Annotated in this window: 12 protein-coding genes; 10 read left to right on the forward strand and 2 right to left on the reverse strand. The window is 42.7% G+C overall.

Going from position 1 to position 16,528, the window contains the following annotated elements; genetic code table 11:
• Positions 1-53: 53 nt before the first annotated feature.
• The 4 genes from KIT51_11800 to KIT51_11815 are packed head-to-tail and all read left to right on the forward strand — an operon-like array spanning position 54 to position 8,595.
• Positions 54-4,214 carry a response regulator gene (locus KIT51_11800; GenBank protein ID UYN85563.1) on the forward strand — a complete coding sequence of 1,387 codons (4,161 nt, stop codon included), beginning with the start codon at positions 54-56 and terminating at the stop codon, positions 4,212-4,214.
• An 8-nt stretch (positions 4,215-4,222) separates the two neighbouring features.
• The gene (locus KIT51_11805; protein UYN85564.1) at positions 4,223-5,620 is read left to right on the forward strand and encodes a sialate O-acetylesterase; all 1,398 of its coding nucleotides are present in this window, start codon (positions 4,223-4,225) and stop codon (positions 5,618-5,620) included.
• A 13-nt stretch (positions 5,621-5,633) separates the two neighbouring features.
• Positions 5,634-6,647 carry a cellulase family glycosylhydrolase gene (locus KIT51_11810; GenBank protein UYN85565.1) on the forward strand — a complete coding sequence of 338 codons (1,014 nt, stop codon included), beginning with the start codon at positions 5,634-5,636 and terminating at the stop codon, positions 6,645-6,647.
• Between the two features lie 10 nt (positions 6,648-6,657).
• The gene (locus tag KIT51_11815; protein UYN85566.1) at positions 6,658-8,595 is read left to right on the forward strand and encodes a cellulase family glycosylhydrolase; all 1,938 of its coding nucleotides are present in this window, start codon (positions 6,658-6,660) and stop codon (positions 8,593-8,595) included.
• 1 nt (position 8,596) lies between these two features.
• On the opposite strand, the gene KIT51_11820 is transcribed toward KIT51_11815, so the two are convergent.
• Positions 8,597-9,676, reverse strand: coding sequence for a DUF1573 domain-containing protein (locus KIT51_11820; GenBank protein UYN85567.1), 1,080 nt, complete (start codon positions 9,674-9,676; stop codon positions 8,597-8,599).
• Positions 9,677-9,745: 69 nt separating this feature from the next.
• Between KIT51_11820 and trpS the strand changes: the two genes are divergently transcribed.
• Positions 9,746-10,717, forward strand: a complete 972-nt coding sequence (gene trpS, locus KIT51_11825; GenBank protein UYN85568.1) for a tryptophan--tRNA ligase — start codon at positions 9,746-9,748, stop codon at positions 10,715-10,717.
• A gap of 4 nt (positions 10,718-10,721) precedes the next feature.
• Here the strand turns inward: trpS and KIT51_11830 are convergent, their stop codons facing one another.
• Entirely contained in the window at positions 10,722-11,078 is a 357-nt protein-coding gene (locus KIT51_11830; protein UYN88575.1) for a hypothetical protein, read from the reverse strand.
• 203 nt (positions 11,079-11,281) lie between these two features.
• On the opposite strand from KIT51_11830, the gene hppD reads away from it, so the two are divergent.
• The 5 genes from hppD to KIT51_11855 all read left to right on the forward strand — a co-directional run bounded on the left by hppD (position 11,282) and on the right by KIT51_11855 (position 16,524).
• Positions 11,282-12,376, forward strand: a complete 1,095-nt coding sequence (gene hppD / locus KIT51_11835; protein ID UYN85569.1) for a 4-hydroxyphenylpyruvate dioxygenase — start codon at positions 11,282-11,284, stop codon at positions 12,374-12,376.
• Between the two features lie 22 nt (positions 12,377-12,398).
• Positions 12,399-14,129 carry a phospho-sugar mutase gene (locus KIT51_11840; protein UYN85570.1) on the forward strand — a complete coding sequence of 577 codons (1,731 nt, stop codon included), beginning with the start codon at positions 12,399-12,401 and terminating at the stop codon, positions 14,127-14,129.
• Between the two features lie 4 nt (positions 14,130-14,133).
• Entirely contained in the window at positions 14,134-14,595 is a 462-nt protein-coding gene (locus tag KIT51_11845) for a DUF1572 family protein (GenBank protein ID UYN85571.1), read from the forward strand.
• Positions 14,596-14,643: 48 nt separating this feature from the next.
• Positions 14,644-15,963 carry a tRNA (N(6)-L-threonylcarbamoyladenosine(37)-C(2))-methylthiotransferase MtaB gene (mtaB, locus tag KIT51_11850; GenBank protein ID UYN85572.1) on the forward strand — a complete coding sequence of 440 codons (1,320 nt, stop codon included), beginning with the start codon at positions 14,644-14,646 and terminating at the stop codon, positions 15,961-15,963.
• A gap of 405 nt (positions 15,964-16,368) precedes the next feature.
• The gene (locus KIT51_11855) at positions 16,369-16,524 is read left to right on the forward strand and encodes a hypothetical protein (protein ID UYN85573.1); all 156 of its coding nucleotides are present in this window, start codon (positions 16,369-16,371) and stop codon (positions 16,522-16,524) included.
• Positions 16,525-16,528 lie beyond the last annotated feature (4 nt).

A 16,528-nucleotide genomic window follows, 5' to 3' on the forward strand; every position in this document is an offset into this window, starting at 1 on the left:
CTGATAAAGTTGTTTTAACTATTTTAAATGAATAGATTTTATTCATGAAAATTATGGTATCAGCAAATAGGCAATGGAACATCACCTGGTTGTGGGCAATCCTGTTGGTTATGGTGCTGCATTCGTATAATGGCTATGCACAGCCCGCAGAATTGTATAAGAAAAAGCTTGTATTTGATCAATTGCAGGAAGAGTTAAGCTTATCGCAAAGTTCCATCAATTGTATTTTGCAGGATAGTGAAGGTTACCTTTGGATTGGCACCTGGTCGGGATTAATACGCTACGATGGCTACACCACCACCGTATTCCACTCCGAAAACCAACCCGGCAAACTTCAAAGTAATAAAATACTCACACTTTTCGAAGATCAATCCGGGTTTCTTTGGATAGGCACCCACATGGGCGGACTTTTCCGGTACAACAAGAACAATAGCTCTTTTGAAAAATTTGTTCATGATGAACTTGATCCAACCAGTTTAAGCAACAACAATATACGCGCCATACAGGAAGATGCCAATGGCAACCTTTGGATTGGGACAGAAAATGGGATTAACATCCGCAAAAAGAACAGTTCAGGCTTTTCACATATTACTACCAAAACATCCCCCAGCCTCACACACGATTTTATTACCGCCATACACCGTTCAGCCAATAACGAAATTTGGGTTGGAACAGTCTATGGGTTGAATAAACTACAAAGCCATGACGATCGGTATGTATTTAAAAGTTATTTGTACGATAAGGAGACCGATAACCAGGCCTTACACAACCACATTTACGATATCGCCAGCCTGCCTACCGAAACCGGTACCGGCATTTGGCTTACCACTAAAAAAGGACTTAAAGCGCTTATTAATGGCCAACTCAGCAGCTACAGCATACCCAACAAACCAGCAAGCTACAGTCTCTTCAGCAGCCTGTTGGTGGTGGCGGGTGACCATCCTTACCTGATTGCAGGTTCCGAATCCGGTATTTCGTTTTTCAATGTGCTAACGATGCAATTTGATGAACGCAAACTTACCGGGTGGAACGAAATGAACCTAAGCCATGGATCAGTCACCTCCTTATACATCGACCGGGGCGGTGTATTGTGGGTTGGCACAAAAAAAGGAATTAACAAATTCGACTCCTATACAAAAGAATTTGAATCATTTACGGTTGCCCAGTTCGATAAAACAAAAAGCATTATAACGGGAGTTCAGCTATCCGCTACCGGAGGGTATTGGATTTCCACGATCGGTGGCGGACTGTATAAATTTGACGGGATTAATTCCTTCACGAAGTACAAAATTGTTACACCGGAAGAAAATACTTTTACCGAGTTCGTTCAAACCCTGTATTCCGATGGTAAGGGAAGTGTGTGGGTAGGCACTGCCGGGGCAGGTGTGTACCACTTCAATGAACATCAACTAACAACCTCCGAAATTTCTTCCTACAATCACTACGCAACAGAAACCAATTCCATTTTAAAAGACAACTACATCATGGCCATTACAAGCGATGGCCGTGATAACGTATTAATAGGTACCTGGGGAGGCGGGCTTTATAAAATCCTCCAACATGGCGATGTTATCCGCTATGAAGACCCACGGTTGTCCATTGCACCAAATGTAGTACTCTATGTAGACCGCTCGGGAACAACCTGGGTAGGTACCCGCGGAAATGGCTTCTTCAGCATTAAAGAAGGTGGAGAAGAGTTAAAAGTGGAGCATTATAAACGATCAGAGACCAATAGCATCAACGATAATTTTATTAACTGTATCTATGAAGACCACGCAGGAATATTTTGGCTTGCAACCGATGGCGGATTAAGTTCTTTCGACAGAAGACGTGACATTTTTGAGCACTATAAAATTGAAGGCGGGCCCAGCAACGATGTTATCGTTAGCATTTTGGAAGACAGCCAGGGAAAATTATGGCTGGCCCATTGGAACGGGCTAACTGTGGTTGACCCGGCTGACCAAACCTGGACACGAAATTATGATCGAAACGACCACATTATGGGTGGGTTCTTCTATAACAATGTTTGTGTCAAAGGTTTAGGAGGAGAATTATTGTTTGCAGGTTCAGAAGGCTTCAACCGTATTGATACCAAAAAAATTATACAGCGACCTGAAAATTCGCCACTGGCCATTACCCAGTTCGGACTGTTTGGGAAAAATGTTGCTTATGGCGAAGAAGTGAATGGCAGAATCCTGCTCGATGGGCCGCTTCGAAACAACTCAAAAATTGAATTAAAGCACTTCGAAAATTCAGTTGCCTTTGAATTTGCCTCGCTTGATTTTGCAGCACCCCCAAAAATTAGGTATGCCTATATGCTGGAGGGGTTTAATGACACCTGGAATTACACCGAAAGCGACAGACGGTTTGCCAACTATACCAACCTAAACCCCGGCACTTATACGTTTAAAGTAAAAGCATCCGGTATAGATGGTATATGGCAAGAAGAGTACAGTCAAATTTCACTTGTAATACACCCCCCCTGGTGGAAGACTTTTTGGGCTGCCGTACTGTATGTGCTGCTTGGATTTGTTGCTTTATATATTTTCAGAAGATTTATACTACTGCGCGCAAACTTACTTCACGATATCAAACTGGAACGGCTTCAACGCGAAAACCTCGAAAAGCTAAACAAAGCCAAACTCGATTTCTTCACGAACATATCCCACGAGTTTCGTACTCCGCTCACCCTTATACTAGGCCCTGCACAATCCCTTCTTGAGTCTGGGGAACTAAGCAAGCAAGCGAGAAACCTTGTTTCCAACATAAGTGATAATTCCCAACGCCTGCTCAGGCTTGTAAATCAATTACTCGATTTCCGTAAGGCCGAATCCGGAAACCTTAACCTTAAAGTTTCAGAAGGCAATATTGTACGGTTCGTACGTGAAATTAAACTGTCGTTTGATGCACTGGCCGAACAAATGCAGATCCAATTTATCATGGAAACCACCCATGAAAATATAAAAGTATGGTTCGATCGTAATCAATTTGAAATAATCCTGCTCAACTTGCTCTCAAACGCATTTAAGCATACACCACAACACGGAACAATTATTCTTGAAGTCAACGATAAAGGCAACACGGTAGAACTGATTGTGAAGGATTCAGGAAAGGGCATAAAACAGGAACATTTTGAACATATTTTCCAAACCTTCTTTAGTTATGACGAAAACCGGCAGCACACCGGTACCGGTATCGGCCTTGCCCTTTCAAAAAGCCTTGTTGAAATGCACCAGGGCACTATTCAGGTGGAGAGCAAAGAAGGCGAATACACCCACTTTAAAATTATTTTAAAGAAAGGAAAAGAGCATTTCATTCAGGAGGAGATACAACCCTGGTCAGATGATCTGGAATCAATGGATCATTACCCATCACTAATTGACACCGAATGGAACTCTATTTCCTATGAGGAACCTGTTGAAAAAAATGATAGAAGCAGGTTACTGCCCAAACTACTGATTGTTGAAGATGTTAGTACCGTTCGTGCATACATTAAATCAATTTTTAACAATGCATATACCGTAATTGAAGCTACCCAAGGTGAAGAGGGATGGGAAAAGGCAATAACCACCATACCTGATGTGATCATCAGCGATGTAATGATGCCCGTTATGGACGGCATTACATTATGTAAACGACTAAAGTCTGACAAGCGAACATCACATATTCCGCTCATCCTGCTTACCGCACGCACCTCATTGATCTACAAGATAGAAGGACTTGAAACCGGGGCCGATGAATACCTTACCAAACCTTTTAATCCAAAAGTACTGGAATTGAAAGTAAGAAACCTGCTTCAACTTAGAACCCGGTTACATGAAGCTTTCAGGGATCGGCAGGTATTGAACATTGAACCTAAAAAAGTAACATTAAACTCAGCCGATGAATTGTTTATCCAACAAGTGCTTGAAAGTATTGAAAGCAACATGACAAACGTTGACTATACCATAGAAAACCTTTGCCAGGATGTAGCCATGAGTCGTATGCAGGTATATCGAAAGCTTAAGGCGCTTACAGGCTTTTCGGCCAATGAGTTTATTCGCTGTATGCGTTTGAAACGGGCAGCCCAACTACTGGAACAGCACCAGCTTACGGTGGCAGAAGTAACGTATGAAGTTGGTTTTACTGACCTACCCTACTTCCGCGAATGTTTCAAAAAGATGTTTGGCGTTACACCTTCGGAATATGCACAACGAAACATCATGGAGGATTAATCAATAAAATGAACTATAGAATAAAATTATTTCTAACGACTATTCTGATCGCCTTCGTAGGCTTGGCAAAAGCAAACGTCATACTGCCGGCCATCTTCAGCGATCACATGGTGCTGCAACAAAACACCAGCATAACGATTTGGGGATGGGCCAAAGCACTGGAAGAAGTAAAAATTACCGTAAGCTGGGATTCTTCCAAAGAGTACAAAAAGGTGACCGATGTGAGTTCGTACTGGAGTTTCAATATTGAAACCCCGAAAGCCGGTGGCCCCTACCAGATTACCATACAAGGTTATAACACAATCATTATTGACGATGTATTGATTGGTGAAGTTTGGCTAGGCAGCGGGCAGTCAAATATGGAGTGGACACCGGCTATGAAAATTGATGGTGGTGAAGATGAAAAGACTAAAGCCAATTACCCACAAATACGCTTTTTTACGGTGCTGCCCTGGGCCGATTCAATTCTACAGAAGCACCTAACCGGAAAATGGGTGGTATGTACGCCTGAAAGCATGTATCACTTCAGTGCATTGATGTATTTCTTTGGAAGAGAAATACATAGCAAACGAAATGTTCCGGTTGGTCTAATCTGTTCGGCTTGGGGAGGCTCGCCCGCTGAGGTTTGGATGCACGAATCTATTATTGAAGGCAATCAAACCTTGAAGCAAAGTGCCGAAATGCTTAAGCCTGTTAGCTGGAGCCCAATTAAGCCGGGTAGCTTGTTCAACACTATGGTTTACCCGCTTGCCCCCTACAAAATTAAGGGCGCGCTATGGTACCAGGGCGAGGCTAATACAAGCAATGCCATCCATTACCAGCAAACATTAACCACCTTAATTAAAAATTGGCGTGAGGCATGGGATTATGAATTTCCATTTTACATCGTGCAGATCGCCCCATGGTCGGGCTATGGCAGGGATAATGTTAACGGTGCCATAGTACGTGACCAACAACGAAAGGTAGCGAACTCAGTACCGCAAACCGGACTCGTTGTTGTATCCGACATTGGAAACCTGGAGGACATCCACCCCCGGAACAAACTTGACGTTGGCAGACGTTTAGCCGCCTGGGCATTGCATCATGATTATGGGGTTGCTATTCCCTTTTCAGGTCCTTTGTATCAAACCCATGAAATCAAAAAAGATAAAGTAATCATCCACTTCAGGTACAGCGAAGAAGGGTTAATCAGTAAAGATGGCAAATTAAAAGAGTTTGAAATCTATGACGGAAAGCAGTGGCATTCCATGCCAGCAAAAATCAATGGCGCAACGGTAGAGGTGAGTACAAAAAACATCAGCACAATAAAAGGAATTCGCTACGCTTATAAAAACGACTCCAATCCGAATCTCTTTAACAAAGCAGCATTACCAGCCTCATGTTTTGAAGTTTTGATTGATCGCTAAACTCAACAAAAAGATGTACAAGCCTATCAGGAATTTTAAATTCACTTTATCAATACTAACGGCTTTATTAAGCAGTTTCCTTTACGCCCAACCAAAACCGTTGCCTCAAATACTGGTAAAAGAAAATTTATTTGTAAACACTTACGGAGAAACCATTGTATTTCACGGGTTTAGCACAAGTGATCCCTACAAACTGCAGGCTGATAACCAGTGGAACAAACGTTACTTCCAGGAAATCAAAAACTGGGGAGCAAACGCAGTGCGTTTTCCGGTGCATCCGGCTAATTGGCGCACATTAGGAAAAGACAGCTACCTGAAATTACTTGACCAGGGTATCCACTGGGCCACTGAGCTACAGCTTTATGTGATTATCGACTGGCACAGCATCGGCAACCTTAAAACCGAAAAATTCTTTCGTCCATCGTACAAAACCACGAAAAAAGAAACGCGCGAGTTCTGGCAAACCATGGCCAAACAATACGGCAAACATTCCACAGTTGCGTTTTTTGAATTATTCAACGAACCTGTAAACAATGGTGAATTTGGTAACTGTACCTGGGCAGAATGGAAAGCCATAGTTGAGGAAATAATTACTGTCATTCGTGCCGAGGGGGCCCTTAACATACCATTAGTGGCAGGCTTTAACTGGGGTTACGACCTTAGCGAGGCTGCCGGTAACCCGGTAAACGCAGCCGGAATTGCTTATGTGAGTCACCCTTACCCGATGAAACGTGAAAAACCATGGGAAGATAAATGGAATAAAGACTGGGGCTTAATGGCCAACCACTACCCCATAATTTTAACCGAGATTGGATTTAGTGGTGAGGAAGAAAAGGGCGCACATATTCCCGTTATCAGCAACGAGTCATACGGTGATGCCATTACTGCTTATTGTAACCAAAATGGAATCTCGTATATCGTTTGGTGCTTTGATCCTGACTGGAACCCGATGTTGATACGCGATTGGGATTTTAATACTACACGACAGGGAGAATACTTCAAACAGGTGCTTAGCGAAAAGAAATGATGAAACAACCATGAGAACGATTACCCTACTCATACTGGTAATAACATTTACACATATTCGTGCACAACATTTTACCAAAGGTGTAAATGTTACAGGGTGGTTTCAGGCCGGTAGTGCACGTGAAATACACTTTACCATGTTTACCAAAAAAGATTTTGAACAAATAAAATCATTGGGTTGCGATGTTATACGGCTTCCGATAAATCTTCATTACATGACCAACGGAGCGCCTGATTATGTCCTTGATCCGCTCTTCCTGAATATGCTTGATCAAGTTGTTGATTGGGCTGAGGAATTACAACTTCATTTAATACTCGACAACCACACATTTGATCCAGACGTAGCTACGACACCCGATGTGATCCATCCCCTAAAAAAGACCTGGGCACAAATGGCTATGCATTTCAAAAACCGATCAAACTTCATCTATTACGAAATATTGAACGAGCCGCATGGAATAAGCGATGCGGTTTGGTCACAAATACAACAAGAAGTAATTGAGGTTATTCGCGAGCATGACCCCCAACACTATATCATTGTTGGGGGTGCCGGGTGGAATGGATATAGCAATCTTTCGGAACTACCGGTCTATGATGATGATAAACTCATTTATACCTTTCATTTTTACGATCCCTTCATCTTCACGCACCAGGGCGCTACTTGGGGAAGCCCATCCATGGCTTCTCTGGCAAACGTTCCCTTTCCTTATTCGGCAACCACTATGCCATCTACACCCGACAATTTAAAAGGAACCTGGGTAGAAAGCGCCATAAACAATTACCCTACTGAAGGCACTATTAACCGTGTGCGTCAGCTTATCGATATTGCAGTAGCTTTTAAAGTGCAGCGAAATATTCCGGTTTTTTGTGGAGAACTGGGCGTATACATTCCCAATAGCAACAATGCAGATCGGATAAGGTGGTATGAAATCGTAACGAATTACCTTAATCAAAAGGGAATATCATGGACCATGTGGGATTACAAAGGCGGCTTTGGCCTGTTTAATAAAAACTCAGCCGAAATGTTTGACCATGATTTAAATATTTCACTGCTTCAAAAACTGAATTTCAACACACCACCTCAGCAACCCTATACAAAGAAACCTGAACTGAAAAGTTTGGTATTGTATGATGACTATCCCGGGCCAAGGGTATTTAATGCCAGCTACCGCAGCAGCGGAACAATTGATTTTTATTCACCCGGGGCCGCCAGTGGCAATTATTGTTTATGCTGGAGCAATGTTGGGCAGTACGATGCCATAGGATTTGACTTCCGGCCGGATGTAGACTTAAGCAAGTTGAAAGACCATGATTTTGAACTGACCTTTAAAATCAAGTCCGTTTCATCCTCAGCAAAGTTTGATGTGCGGTTTTTAGATACTAAAACAGGTCCATCCGACCGGCCCTGGCGCATGGGTAAAACTATTGACAACACAATAGTACCCTTTAACGGCCAGTGGCAGGAGGTACGGATTCCACTTAAAAACCTAACCGAGAAAGGAGCATGGGATAATGTCTGGTATAACCCACAAGGCTTATTTGACTGGACCGATATTGACCGGTTTGAAATTGTACCGGAACATCAACCCCTTAACGGTATTACTTTTTGTTATGACGATATTAAAATAGAAGGCGAAGAAATTATTGAAGAAGTAATAATCGGATTAGAAAGGCTTTCATTATCAAGCCTGCAAATTTTTCCGAATCCATTTGCTGAGCGCGTAACCATCCAATACCAATCTCCTTCGTATGTGAATACTGAAATCACGATCGTCAATCAATTGGGGGTTACTATAAAAACCATTACAGCTACTACTGATATAGAAGGTACCCAATATGCCGAATGGGACAGGAAAAGTGAAACCGGACACCGCGTGCCATCGGGTATATATTTTATCCGGATAAAATCAGGCAATACTACACAGGTTGTAAAAACTATTGCTCAATAGCTTAATCCACGACCCCGGTTAACGTAATGCGCTGCACCGGATTTTGCGGATCGTTTGAATAAACCGTAACCGATTTGGTTTGTGTTCCTTTACGGTCCTGAGGATTAAAACTAACTTTTATCGCTGCACTTTCCCCCGGCTTTAACTTTGTTTTATCGGCCTCCGTTTGGATGCAGGTACAATTGCCCTGTATAGAACGGATTTCCAAAACCGTTTTACCTGTGTTGGTAAATTGAATTGATTTTGTGACCGACTGATTTTGACGCATCGAACCATATTCAATGGCTTGTGCCGAAAACCGTAACTGTGGTGCTTTGGCAAGCTCATCCGGTTTAAGTTCAGGAAAATAATCCTCGAGCGTAGCATACACGGTAAACCCTTTCAGTGGCTGAAGTTCATCGTCCGTATGCAGGGTTATGTGGTCGGATTGAAAGCCATATTGCCCTTTCATTTTACCATTATAGCCTACCTTCACCGTGCCTTTTTTACCGGGCTCTACAACGGTTGGTTCAACGGTTACACGTATATACTCGGGGCCTTCGGTTTTTCCGCTGTAACTAACCGGCTTAACCCCGGTGTTGTAAAACTCATAATCACGCACAACAAATTCATCTTTAATAAAAACCTTACCCAGGTTAAACGACAAACTTCTAAGCCTTAGGTTTCCGTTCACGGCTTGAAACTCAACTGGTGAAAAACCATTCTTGGACGTTACGGTGCCTTTTATTTGAAGTATTATGGGTTGGTTATCAGCATCCGTTGTTACCGTAAGCGATTTATTAAAGTAACCCGGGCGGCCTTTTGGGTCATACTGTGCCTTTATTGATCCGGATTTACCGGGCATGATTGGCTCTTTTGACCAACCGGGAGTTGTACAACCACACGAAGGCTGTACCGACAGGATTTGCAATGGCTTTGTGCCAACATTGGTAAATACAAATTCATGCGAAACAGGGCCATCTTCTTCAATTACACTACCAAAATCAAAAACCTCCTCGTTAAACTTAACCGGTTTAGCCAGTTGGGCAAATGACACTACGGTTGCCCCGATCAAAACCAACATTCCGATGATCCGCTTCATACCTAAACTTTATTTACCCTACAAAAGTAAAACATAATTCGGTTCGGGTTATTTTATTTTCTTTGCGGCATGACACGCATTTTAACCGGTATTCAAAGCAGCGGCCGGCCGCACCTGGGTAATTTACTGGGGGCTATCATCCCTGCCATCAAACTTTCCAGGCAACCCGAAAACGAATCGTTCTTCTTTATTGCCGACCTGCACTCCCTCACAACCATCAAAGATGCACGGGTAAGGCAAGATAATGTTCGTGCCGTGGCTGCTGCCTGGCTGGCTTTCGGATTTGATGTAGAGAAAAACTTTTTATACCGCCAGTCGCGTATCCCCGAGGTGTGCGAACTCACCTGGTACCTGAATTGCTTCACGCCCTTTCCTATGCTGGCGAATGCCCACTCATTTAAGGATAAGGCCGATCGCTTAGCCGATGTTAATGCCGGGTTATTTACTTACCCGGTGTTAATGACAGCCGATATTATATTGTATGATGCTCAAATTGTACCGGTTGGAAAGGACCAAAAACAGCACCTGGAAATGGCGCGCGATATCGCCTCTTCATTCAATAATCAATACGGAGAGACCTTTGTTGTTCCGGAAGCAAGAATTGAAGAGCAGGTAATGACCATTCCGGGCACAGATGGCCAAAAAATGAGTAAATCGTATGGAAACATTATCGATATTTTCTTACCTGAAAAGGAATTATTGAAACAGATCAAATCCATTGTTTCGGATAGCACCCCGCTGGAGGAACCAAAAAATCCTGATACAGATAATACCTTCGCCATTTATAGCTTATTGGCCACACCGGAACAAACCGTGGCCATGCGCAATAATTATCTGGCCGGAAATTACGGTTACGGCCACGCCAAAAATGAACTTCACGAGCTTATCCTTAAAAAATTTGCCGCTGAACGGGAGGCCTTCAATTTTTATTTCTCCAATCCGGAAGAGCTCGAAAAGAAATTACAACTTGGTGAAGACAAAGCGAGGATAATTGCGCGCGATGTGTTGACGCGCGTAAGGAAGAAACTTGGGTTTCGTTAACCTGTTAATCAGCCTTCCAAACTACCTCTTGCTGGTCGCGAACAGCCAAAGCAATACGGGTTGGGTTGCTGTTCAAAACAAGTCGTGCCTCCTTACCAGGGTATTTCTCTAAATCAATAACGATTCCTTTGCCAATATAAGCGGTAGGTGAAAGTACATCCGTATCAGGGCAAAACTTATCATGAACCTCCTGAAGTTTCTCCTCCAGGTATTCACCGAATTCATCCACAAATGAATCTTCCAGGTCATGAAGTTCATCCTCCAAATCATCGTACTTGGGGTCGTTATAGTCAAGTTTGTCCAGCTCCTGCTTTTTACGGATTATCTCACTAAGGTCTTTATCAAGCTTTTTGCTATCCATCGTTTGGTACTTTTCTGCAAAGATTACATTATTCATGGAAATAGAAAATGTAATCCCCAAATGAAATACGGAGAGCAAGCCCAATAAGCAAGCTTTATAAAATTTTGTTTGTAGAAAACCACGGCACGATCTGATTTTCAGTGGTTCTCGTGAAAGATTACAGCAATCGGCTTAACTTTACCCACTAAATATTTTACAACCTTATGGTACAGGATTTCCTACCCATCAATGGCACCGATCACATAGAATTTTATGTGGGCAATGCCAAGCAATCGGCCTTGTTCTACCAATATGCATTCGGATTTGAACTGATCGCTTATGCAGGGCCTGAAACCGGAGTGCGCGACAGGGCTTCGTATGTTTTGCGTCAAGGCAAAATTACCCTGGTACTTACCACCTCATTACAACCTGACTCAGAAATAGCCGAGCATGTAAAAAAACATGGCGATGGCGTAAAGGTACTGGCGCTTTGGGTTGACGATGCCCGGAAATCTTTTCAGGAAACTGTAGTGCGTGGAGCGGAGCCTGCTTTTGAGCCAAAAGTATTAAAAGACGAAGCTGGAGAAGTAGTCGTTGCTGCCATTAAAACATACGGGGAAACCATTCACACTTTTGTAGAACGGAAAAACTATAATGGGCCATTCCTTCCCGGCTATAAAACACGCAGCAGTGGTGTTAAAGTTGAACCAATTGGATTGAAGTATGTAGACCACTGTGTGGGCAATGTTGAACTCGGCAAGATGAATCATTGGGTTGATTTCTATGAAAAAGTAATGGGCTTCAGCCTGTTGGTAACTTTTGATGACAAAGATATTTCCACCGAATACAGTGCCTTGATGTCAAAAGTGGTTTCAAACGGAAATGGATATATTAAATTTCCGATCAATGAACCCGCAACCGGAAAAAAGAAATCACAAATTGAAGAATACCTGGATTTCTATAAAAGTGCAGGTGTACAGCATATTGCCATCGCCACCGATGACATTATCCATACCGTTGGTGAATTAAGAAAACGTGGGGTTGAATTTCTATATGTTCCTGAAACTTATTATGAAGACGTGATGGAGCGCGTGGGGAGCATTAATGAAAGCCTCGAGGAATTAAAAAAACTCAATATCCTGATTGACCGCGATGAAGAAGGATATTTGCTCCAGATTTTTACTAAACCCATCCAGGACAGGCCCACCGTATTCTTTGAAATCATTGAACGCAATGGCGCCAAGTCATTTGGTAAAGGAAACTTCAAAGCCTTGTTTGAGTCCATAGAACGCGAGCAGGCGTTAAGGGGAAATTTGTAATTCAATATTTTATAACTCTAAAATGTCAGACATCTTAGCCTCAGTCAAATCGAAAGCCCAACAATGGCTTAACAGCCCTGTTATAGACACTGGAACAAAAAAACAAATTCAAGGCCTGCTTGACAATCCAGATCCAAAAGAACTGATTGATAACTTTTACAAAGACCTTGAATTTGGTACGGGTGGTTTACGCGGCATAATGGGTGCCGGTTCAAACTGCATGAACAAATACACCGTGGGTGTTGCTACACAAGGGCTTAGTAACTACCTGTTAAAAACTTTACCCGGAAAACAAATCAAGGTTGCGATTGCTTACGATTGCCGAAACAACAGTTCGTACTTTTCACAAGTAATTGCCGATGTTTTTTCAGCGAATGGTATTGATGTCCATGTCTTTCCGGCATTGCGTCCTACCCCGCTTCTCTCCTATGCCATCCGGTATTTGAAATGCGATTCGGGCATAGTTGTTACAGCATCTCACAATCCAAAAGAATACAATGGATACAAGGCGTACTGGAATGATGGTGCCCAGGTGGTTCCTCCCCATGATAAAAATATTATTAAGGAAGTAAACGCCATTACCTCTTTTGAGAATGTTAAGTTTAAGGGTGATCCCTCCAGAATTCATACGATATCACCTGATGTTGAAGAAGCATACTACACAGAAGTTCTGCGGGTAATTCCCAAGAAAGAAATTATCAAAAAGCATCATGCTATCCCCATTGTATTCTCAGGACTGCACGGTACCGGTTCAACAATGGTTCCAGAATGCTTACGCAGAATAGGATTCACCAATGTTCATGTAGTGGAGGAACAAGCCAAAGCCGATGGCAATTTCCCCACGGTTAAATCGCCTAACCCGGAAGAGCGTTCCGCTATGGAGATGGTTATTGCCAAAGGAAAAGCGGTAGGCGCCAACATGGTTATGGCTACCGACCCGGATGGTGACCGTGTGGGTATTGGCGTGCGTAACCAGCAAGGTGATTTTGTGCTCCTCAATGGTAATCAGGCCTTCAGTTTAATGATGTGGTTCATCATGAAGAATCTCGATGATCGGACCAATACTTATATCGCTAAAACAATTGTTACCTCCGAACTGGTCGACACGATTGCAAAAAATTATGGTATAGACTGCTACAACACCTTAACCGGATTCAAGTACATTGCTCAACTGATGGGTGAACGTGAAGGCAAGCAGAAGTTTGTTGCAGCCGGTGAAGAAAGCTATGGTTATATGGTAGGCGATTTTATCCGCGATAAAGATGCTGTATCCGCCTGCGCATTCTTTGCCGTAATGACCGCCACAGCCGCAGATGAAGGTAAATCCCTGTATGATTGGCTCATCGATATGTACGTTGAACATGGATTCTATAAAGAAGGCCTGATCAACATCACCAAAAAAGGACAACAAGGCGAACAGGAAATTAAGGCCATGATGGAGAAGTTCAGAAATAATCCACCAGCTTCCATACTTGGATCATCCGTTGAACGCATGCTTGATTATAATACGTTGAATGAAAAGAATCTAAAGACAGGAAAAACCACTTCGCTTAATTTCCCTAATTCCGATGTGTTACAGTTTTATCTTGAAGATGGCACTAAAATTTCGGTGCGACCTTCCGGAACGGAACCTAAAATCAAATTCTACATCAGTGTAAACACCAAACTAAACTCACGGAAAGAGTTTGACCAGGTGAACCAGGCATTGGATAAAAAAATAAAGAACATTGAGGACTATTTACTGACCCTTTAAAATTATGGCAGAGGATTTTCTCACTTCGCTGGTAACCATATTTAATCGCGACCTTTCCAAACTAGAAGAAGAGATAAATCTATACCCCAACGAAGAGTCTGTCTGGGCATTACAAGGCGATATTAAAAATTCCGGGGGAACATTGTGCCTGCACCTTTGTGGCAATCTTCAACATTTTATTGGTGCTGTACTGGGTAAGAATGGCTACGCTCGAAACCGCGATAATGAATTCGCGGCACGTAATGTTCCCAGGCATCTGTTGCTGGATGAAATACTGAAAACCAGGGAAGCGGTGAAGCAGGTTCTCATGCAACTCGATCCATCTCAATTGGAGGAAGAATACCCCATTCAGGTTTGGGGCTACCCGATAACTACCACCTTCTTTCTAATCCATTTAGCCAGTCATTTAACCTACCATTTGGGACAGGTAAACTATCACCGAAGGATACTGGCCGGTCAGGTGTAGACTGAATTTGAACAGGCCCTCAGCCTTGTTATCTTTGCGCCTTCAAGTATGAAAAAGGTAGCATTTTATACGTTGGGTTGTAAACTAAACTATTCCGAAACCTCAACCATCTCCAGGATGTTCGAGCAAAAGGGATATAAAAAGGTTGATTTTACAGATACCCCCGACATATTCATTATTAATACTTGCTCGGTTACTGAAAATGCAGATAAGAAATGCCACAAAATCGTTCGCGAGGCACGTAGCATATCACCTGATGCCTATGTAGCCATTATCGGATGCTACGCACAACTAAAACCAAAAGAAATTGCTGAAATACCCGGTGTTGATGCCGTGCTGGGCGCTGCCGAAAAATTCAGGTTGGTGGAACTGCTGGATGGGTTTGTGCGAAAGCCGCAAGCAGAAGTTTTCGCCTCAGAAGTTGAGGCTGCCAAGTCATTTAACACATCTTACTCAATACAAGACAGAACCAGGACATTCCTTAAAGTCCAGGATGGGTGCGACTATTCCTGCTCGTTTTGCACAATACCGCTGGCGCGCGGATCAAGCCGAAGTGACAGCATTTCAAACATTACAAAAACCGCTAAGCAAATCGCCCAAACAGACGTTAAAGAAATTGTTTTAACCGGAGTAAATACAGGCGATTTTGGCATCCAGGACGGTAAACGGGTAGAACGCTTCGCTGATTTGATCAGGGAACTTGACGAAGTTGAGGGCATTGAACGCTTTAGAATATCCTCTATAGAGCCTAATCTTTTAACGGATGAGATCATTGAATTTGTGGCTGCATCGAAACGCTTTGTGCCGCATTTTCATGTCCCGCTGCAATCAGGATCCAATAAAATACTGAAACTGATGCGTAGGCGTTATCAGCGTGAATTGTACAGCAGCCGTGTTGAGAAAATCAAATCTATTATGCCACACTGTTGTATTGGGGTTGATGTAATTGTTGGTTTTCCGGGCGAAACACGAGAAGATTTCCTTGAGACTTATCAATTCCTGAACGAGTTGGAAATCTCCTACCTGCATGTTTTCACCTACTCTGAAAGAAATAATACCTTGGCAGCAGCCATGCCCGGAAGTGTGCCCTCAAAAGAGCGGGCGGAGCGCTCCAAAATGCTCCATATACTTTCCGATAAAAAGCGCAGGGAGTTTTACGAGAACCACACAGGCACCGAGGCTAATGTGCTCTTTGAAAACGATGTTGAAAACGGCCTTATGCACGGTTTCACCGAAAACTATATTCGGGTAGCCGCCAAGTATGACCCCATACTGATCAACGAAATAAAAAGGGTAAAGCTTACCGCAATCAATGCTACAGGGCTTATGGAGGCGGAAGAGGCACCCATCGAAACCCTATCGCATTAAACGAACTATTTCCTGAGCTTATAACCCAATGTGAACTCAGGGTTCAAAAAGTAAAAATTTCAAGCTTTTTAAGCATTTATTCAATCACCTCACTAAACCGGTAGACTTGTAAGATTATATCAAATTAATGCCTCATAATTAGCTCCCGTTTATTGATATAAGTGCCTATAAATAAGGTATTTATAATACATCTACAAAAGTATTTTACCAAGCCTTATGGAGGGGTTACAGAACTCGGTTAGCAGTAAGGGAGGGGTAAAAAATGCCAGAAATAAACGTGAGTAGAAGGTATTTTAACATTATTGCTTTTCCGTCTTACATGAAATAGAATACAAGTTATATCACCAAAAGCAGGATGACCGGCCACACTACTTTTGCTTCATAAAAAACAAAAGTATTGGCTTTATGAAACGTATTGCTCTTTTATTAAGTGTAGTTACCTGTATTGTACTTTCTTCGTGCAGTTTTGAAACCTCGCACTGCCCGGCTTATTCGCACCATAACAAAATCACCAAGCATGGCGAAAAAGCACAGGACAAATACGTAAGAAGGAAAATCTGATCAG

The sequence above is a fragment of the Cyclobacteriaceae bacterium genome, from assembly GCA_025808415.1.
GTDB lineage: Bacteria > Bacteroidota > Bacteroidia > Cytophagales > Cyclobacteriaceae > UBA2336.

Coding starts and splice junctions, on each gene's coding strand:
- KIT51_11805 (UYN85564.1), top strand. CDS start 4,223: ATGAACTATAGAATAAAATTATTTCTAACGACTATTCTGATCGCCTTC.
- KIT51_11840 (UYN85570.1), top strand. CDS start 12,399: ATGTCAGACATCTTAGCCTCAGTCAAATCGAAAGCCCAACAATGGCTT.
- hppD (UYN85569.1), top strand. CDS start 11,282: ATGGTACAGGATTTCCTACCCATCAATGGCACCGATCACATAGAATTT.
- KIT51_11810 (UYN85565.1), top strand. CDS start 5,634: ATGTACAAGCCTATCAGGAATTTTAAATTCACTTTATCAATACTAACG.
- mtaB (UYN85572.1), top strand. CDS start 14,644: ATGAAAAAGGTAGCATTTTATACGTTGGGTTGTAAACTAAACTATTCC.
- KIT51_11800 (UYN85563.1), top strand. CDS start 54: ATGGTATCAGCAAATAGGCAATGGAACATCACCTGGTTGTGGGCAATC.
- KIT51_11815 (UYN85566.1), top strand. CDS start 6,658: ATGAGAACGATTACCCTACTCATACTGGTAATAACATTTACACATATT.
- KIT51_11830 (UYN88575.1), bottom strand. CDS start 11,078: ATGGATAGCAAAAAGCTTGATAAAGACCTTAGTGAGATAATCCGTAAA.
- KIT51_11845 (UYN85571.1), top strand. CDS start 14,134: ATGGCAGAGGATTTTCTCACTTCGCTGGTAACCATATTTAATCGCGAC.
- KIT51_11820 (UYN85567.1), bottom strand. CDS start 9,676: ATGAAGCGGATCATCGGAATGTTGGTTTTGATCGGGGCAACCGTAGTG.
- KIT51_11855 (UYN85573.1), top strand. CDS start 16,369: ATGAAACGTATTGCTCTTTTATTAAGTGTAGTTACCTGTATTGTACTT.
- trpS (UYN85568.1), top strand. CDS start 9,746: ATGACACGCATTTTAACCGGTATTCAAAGCAGCGGCCGGCCGCACCTG.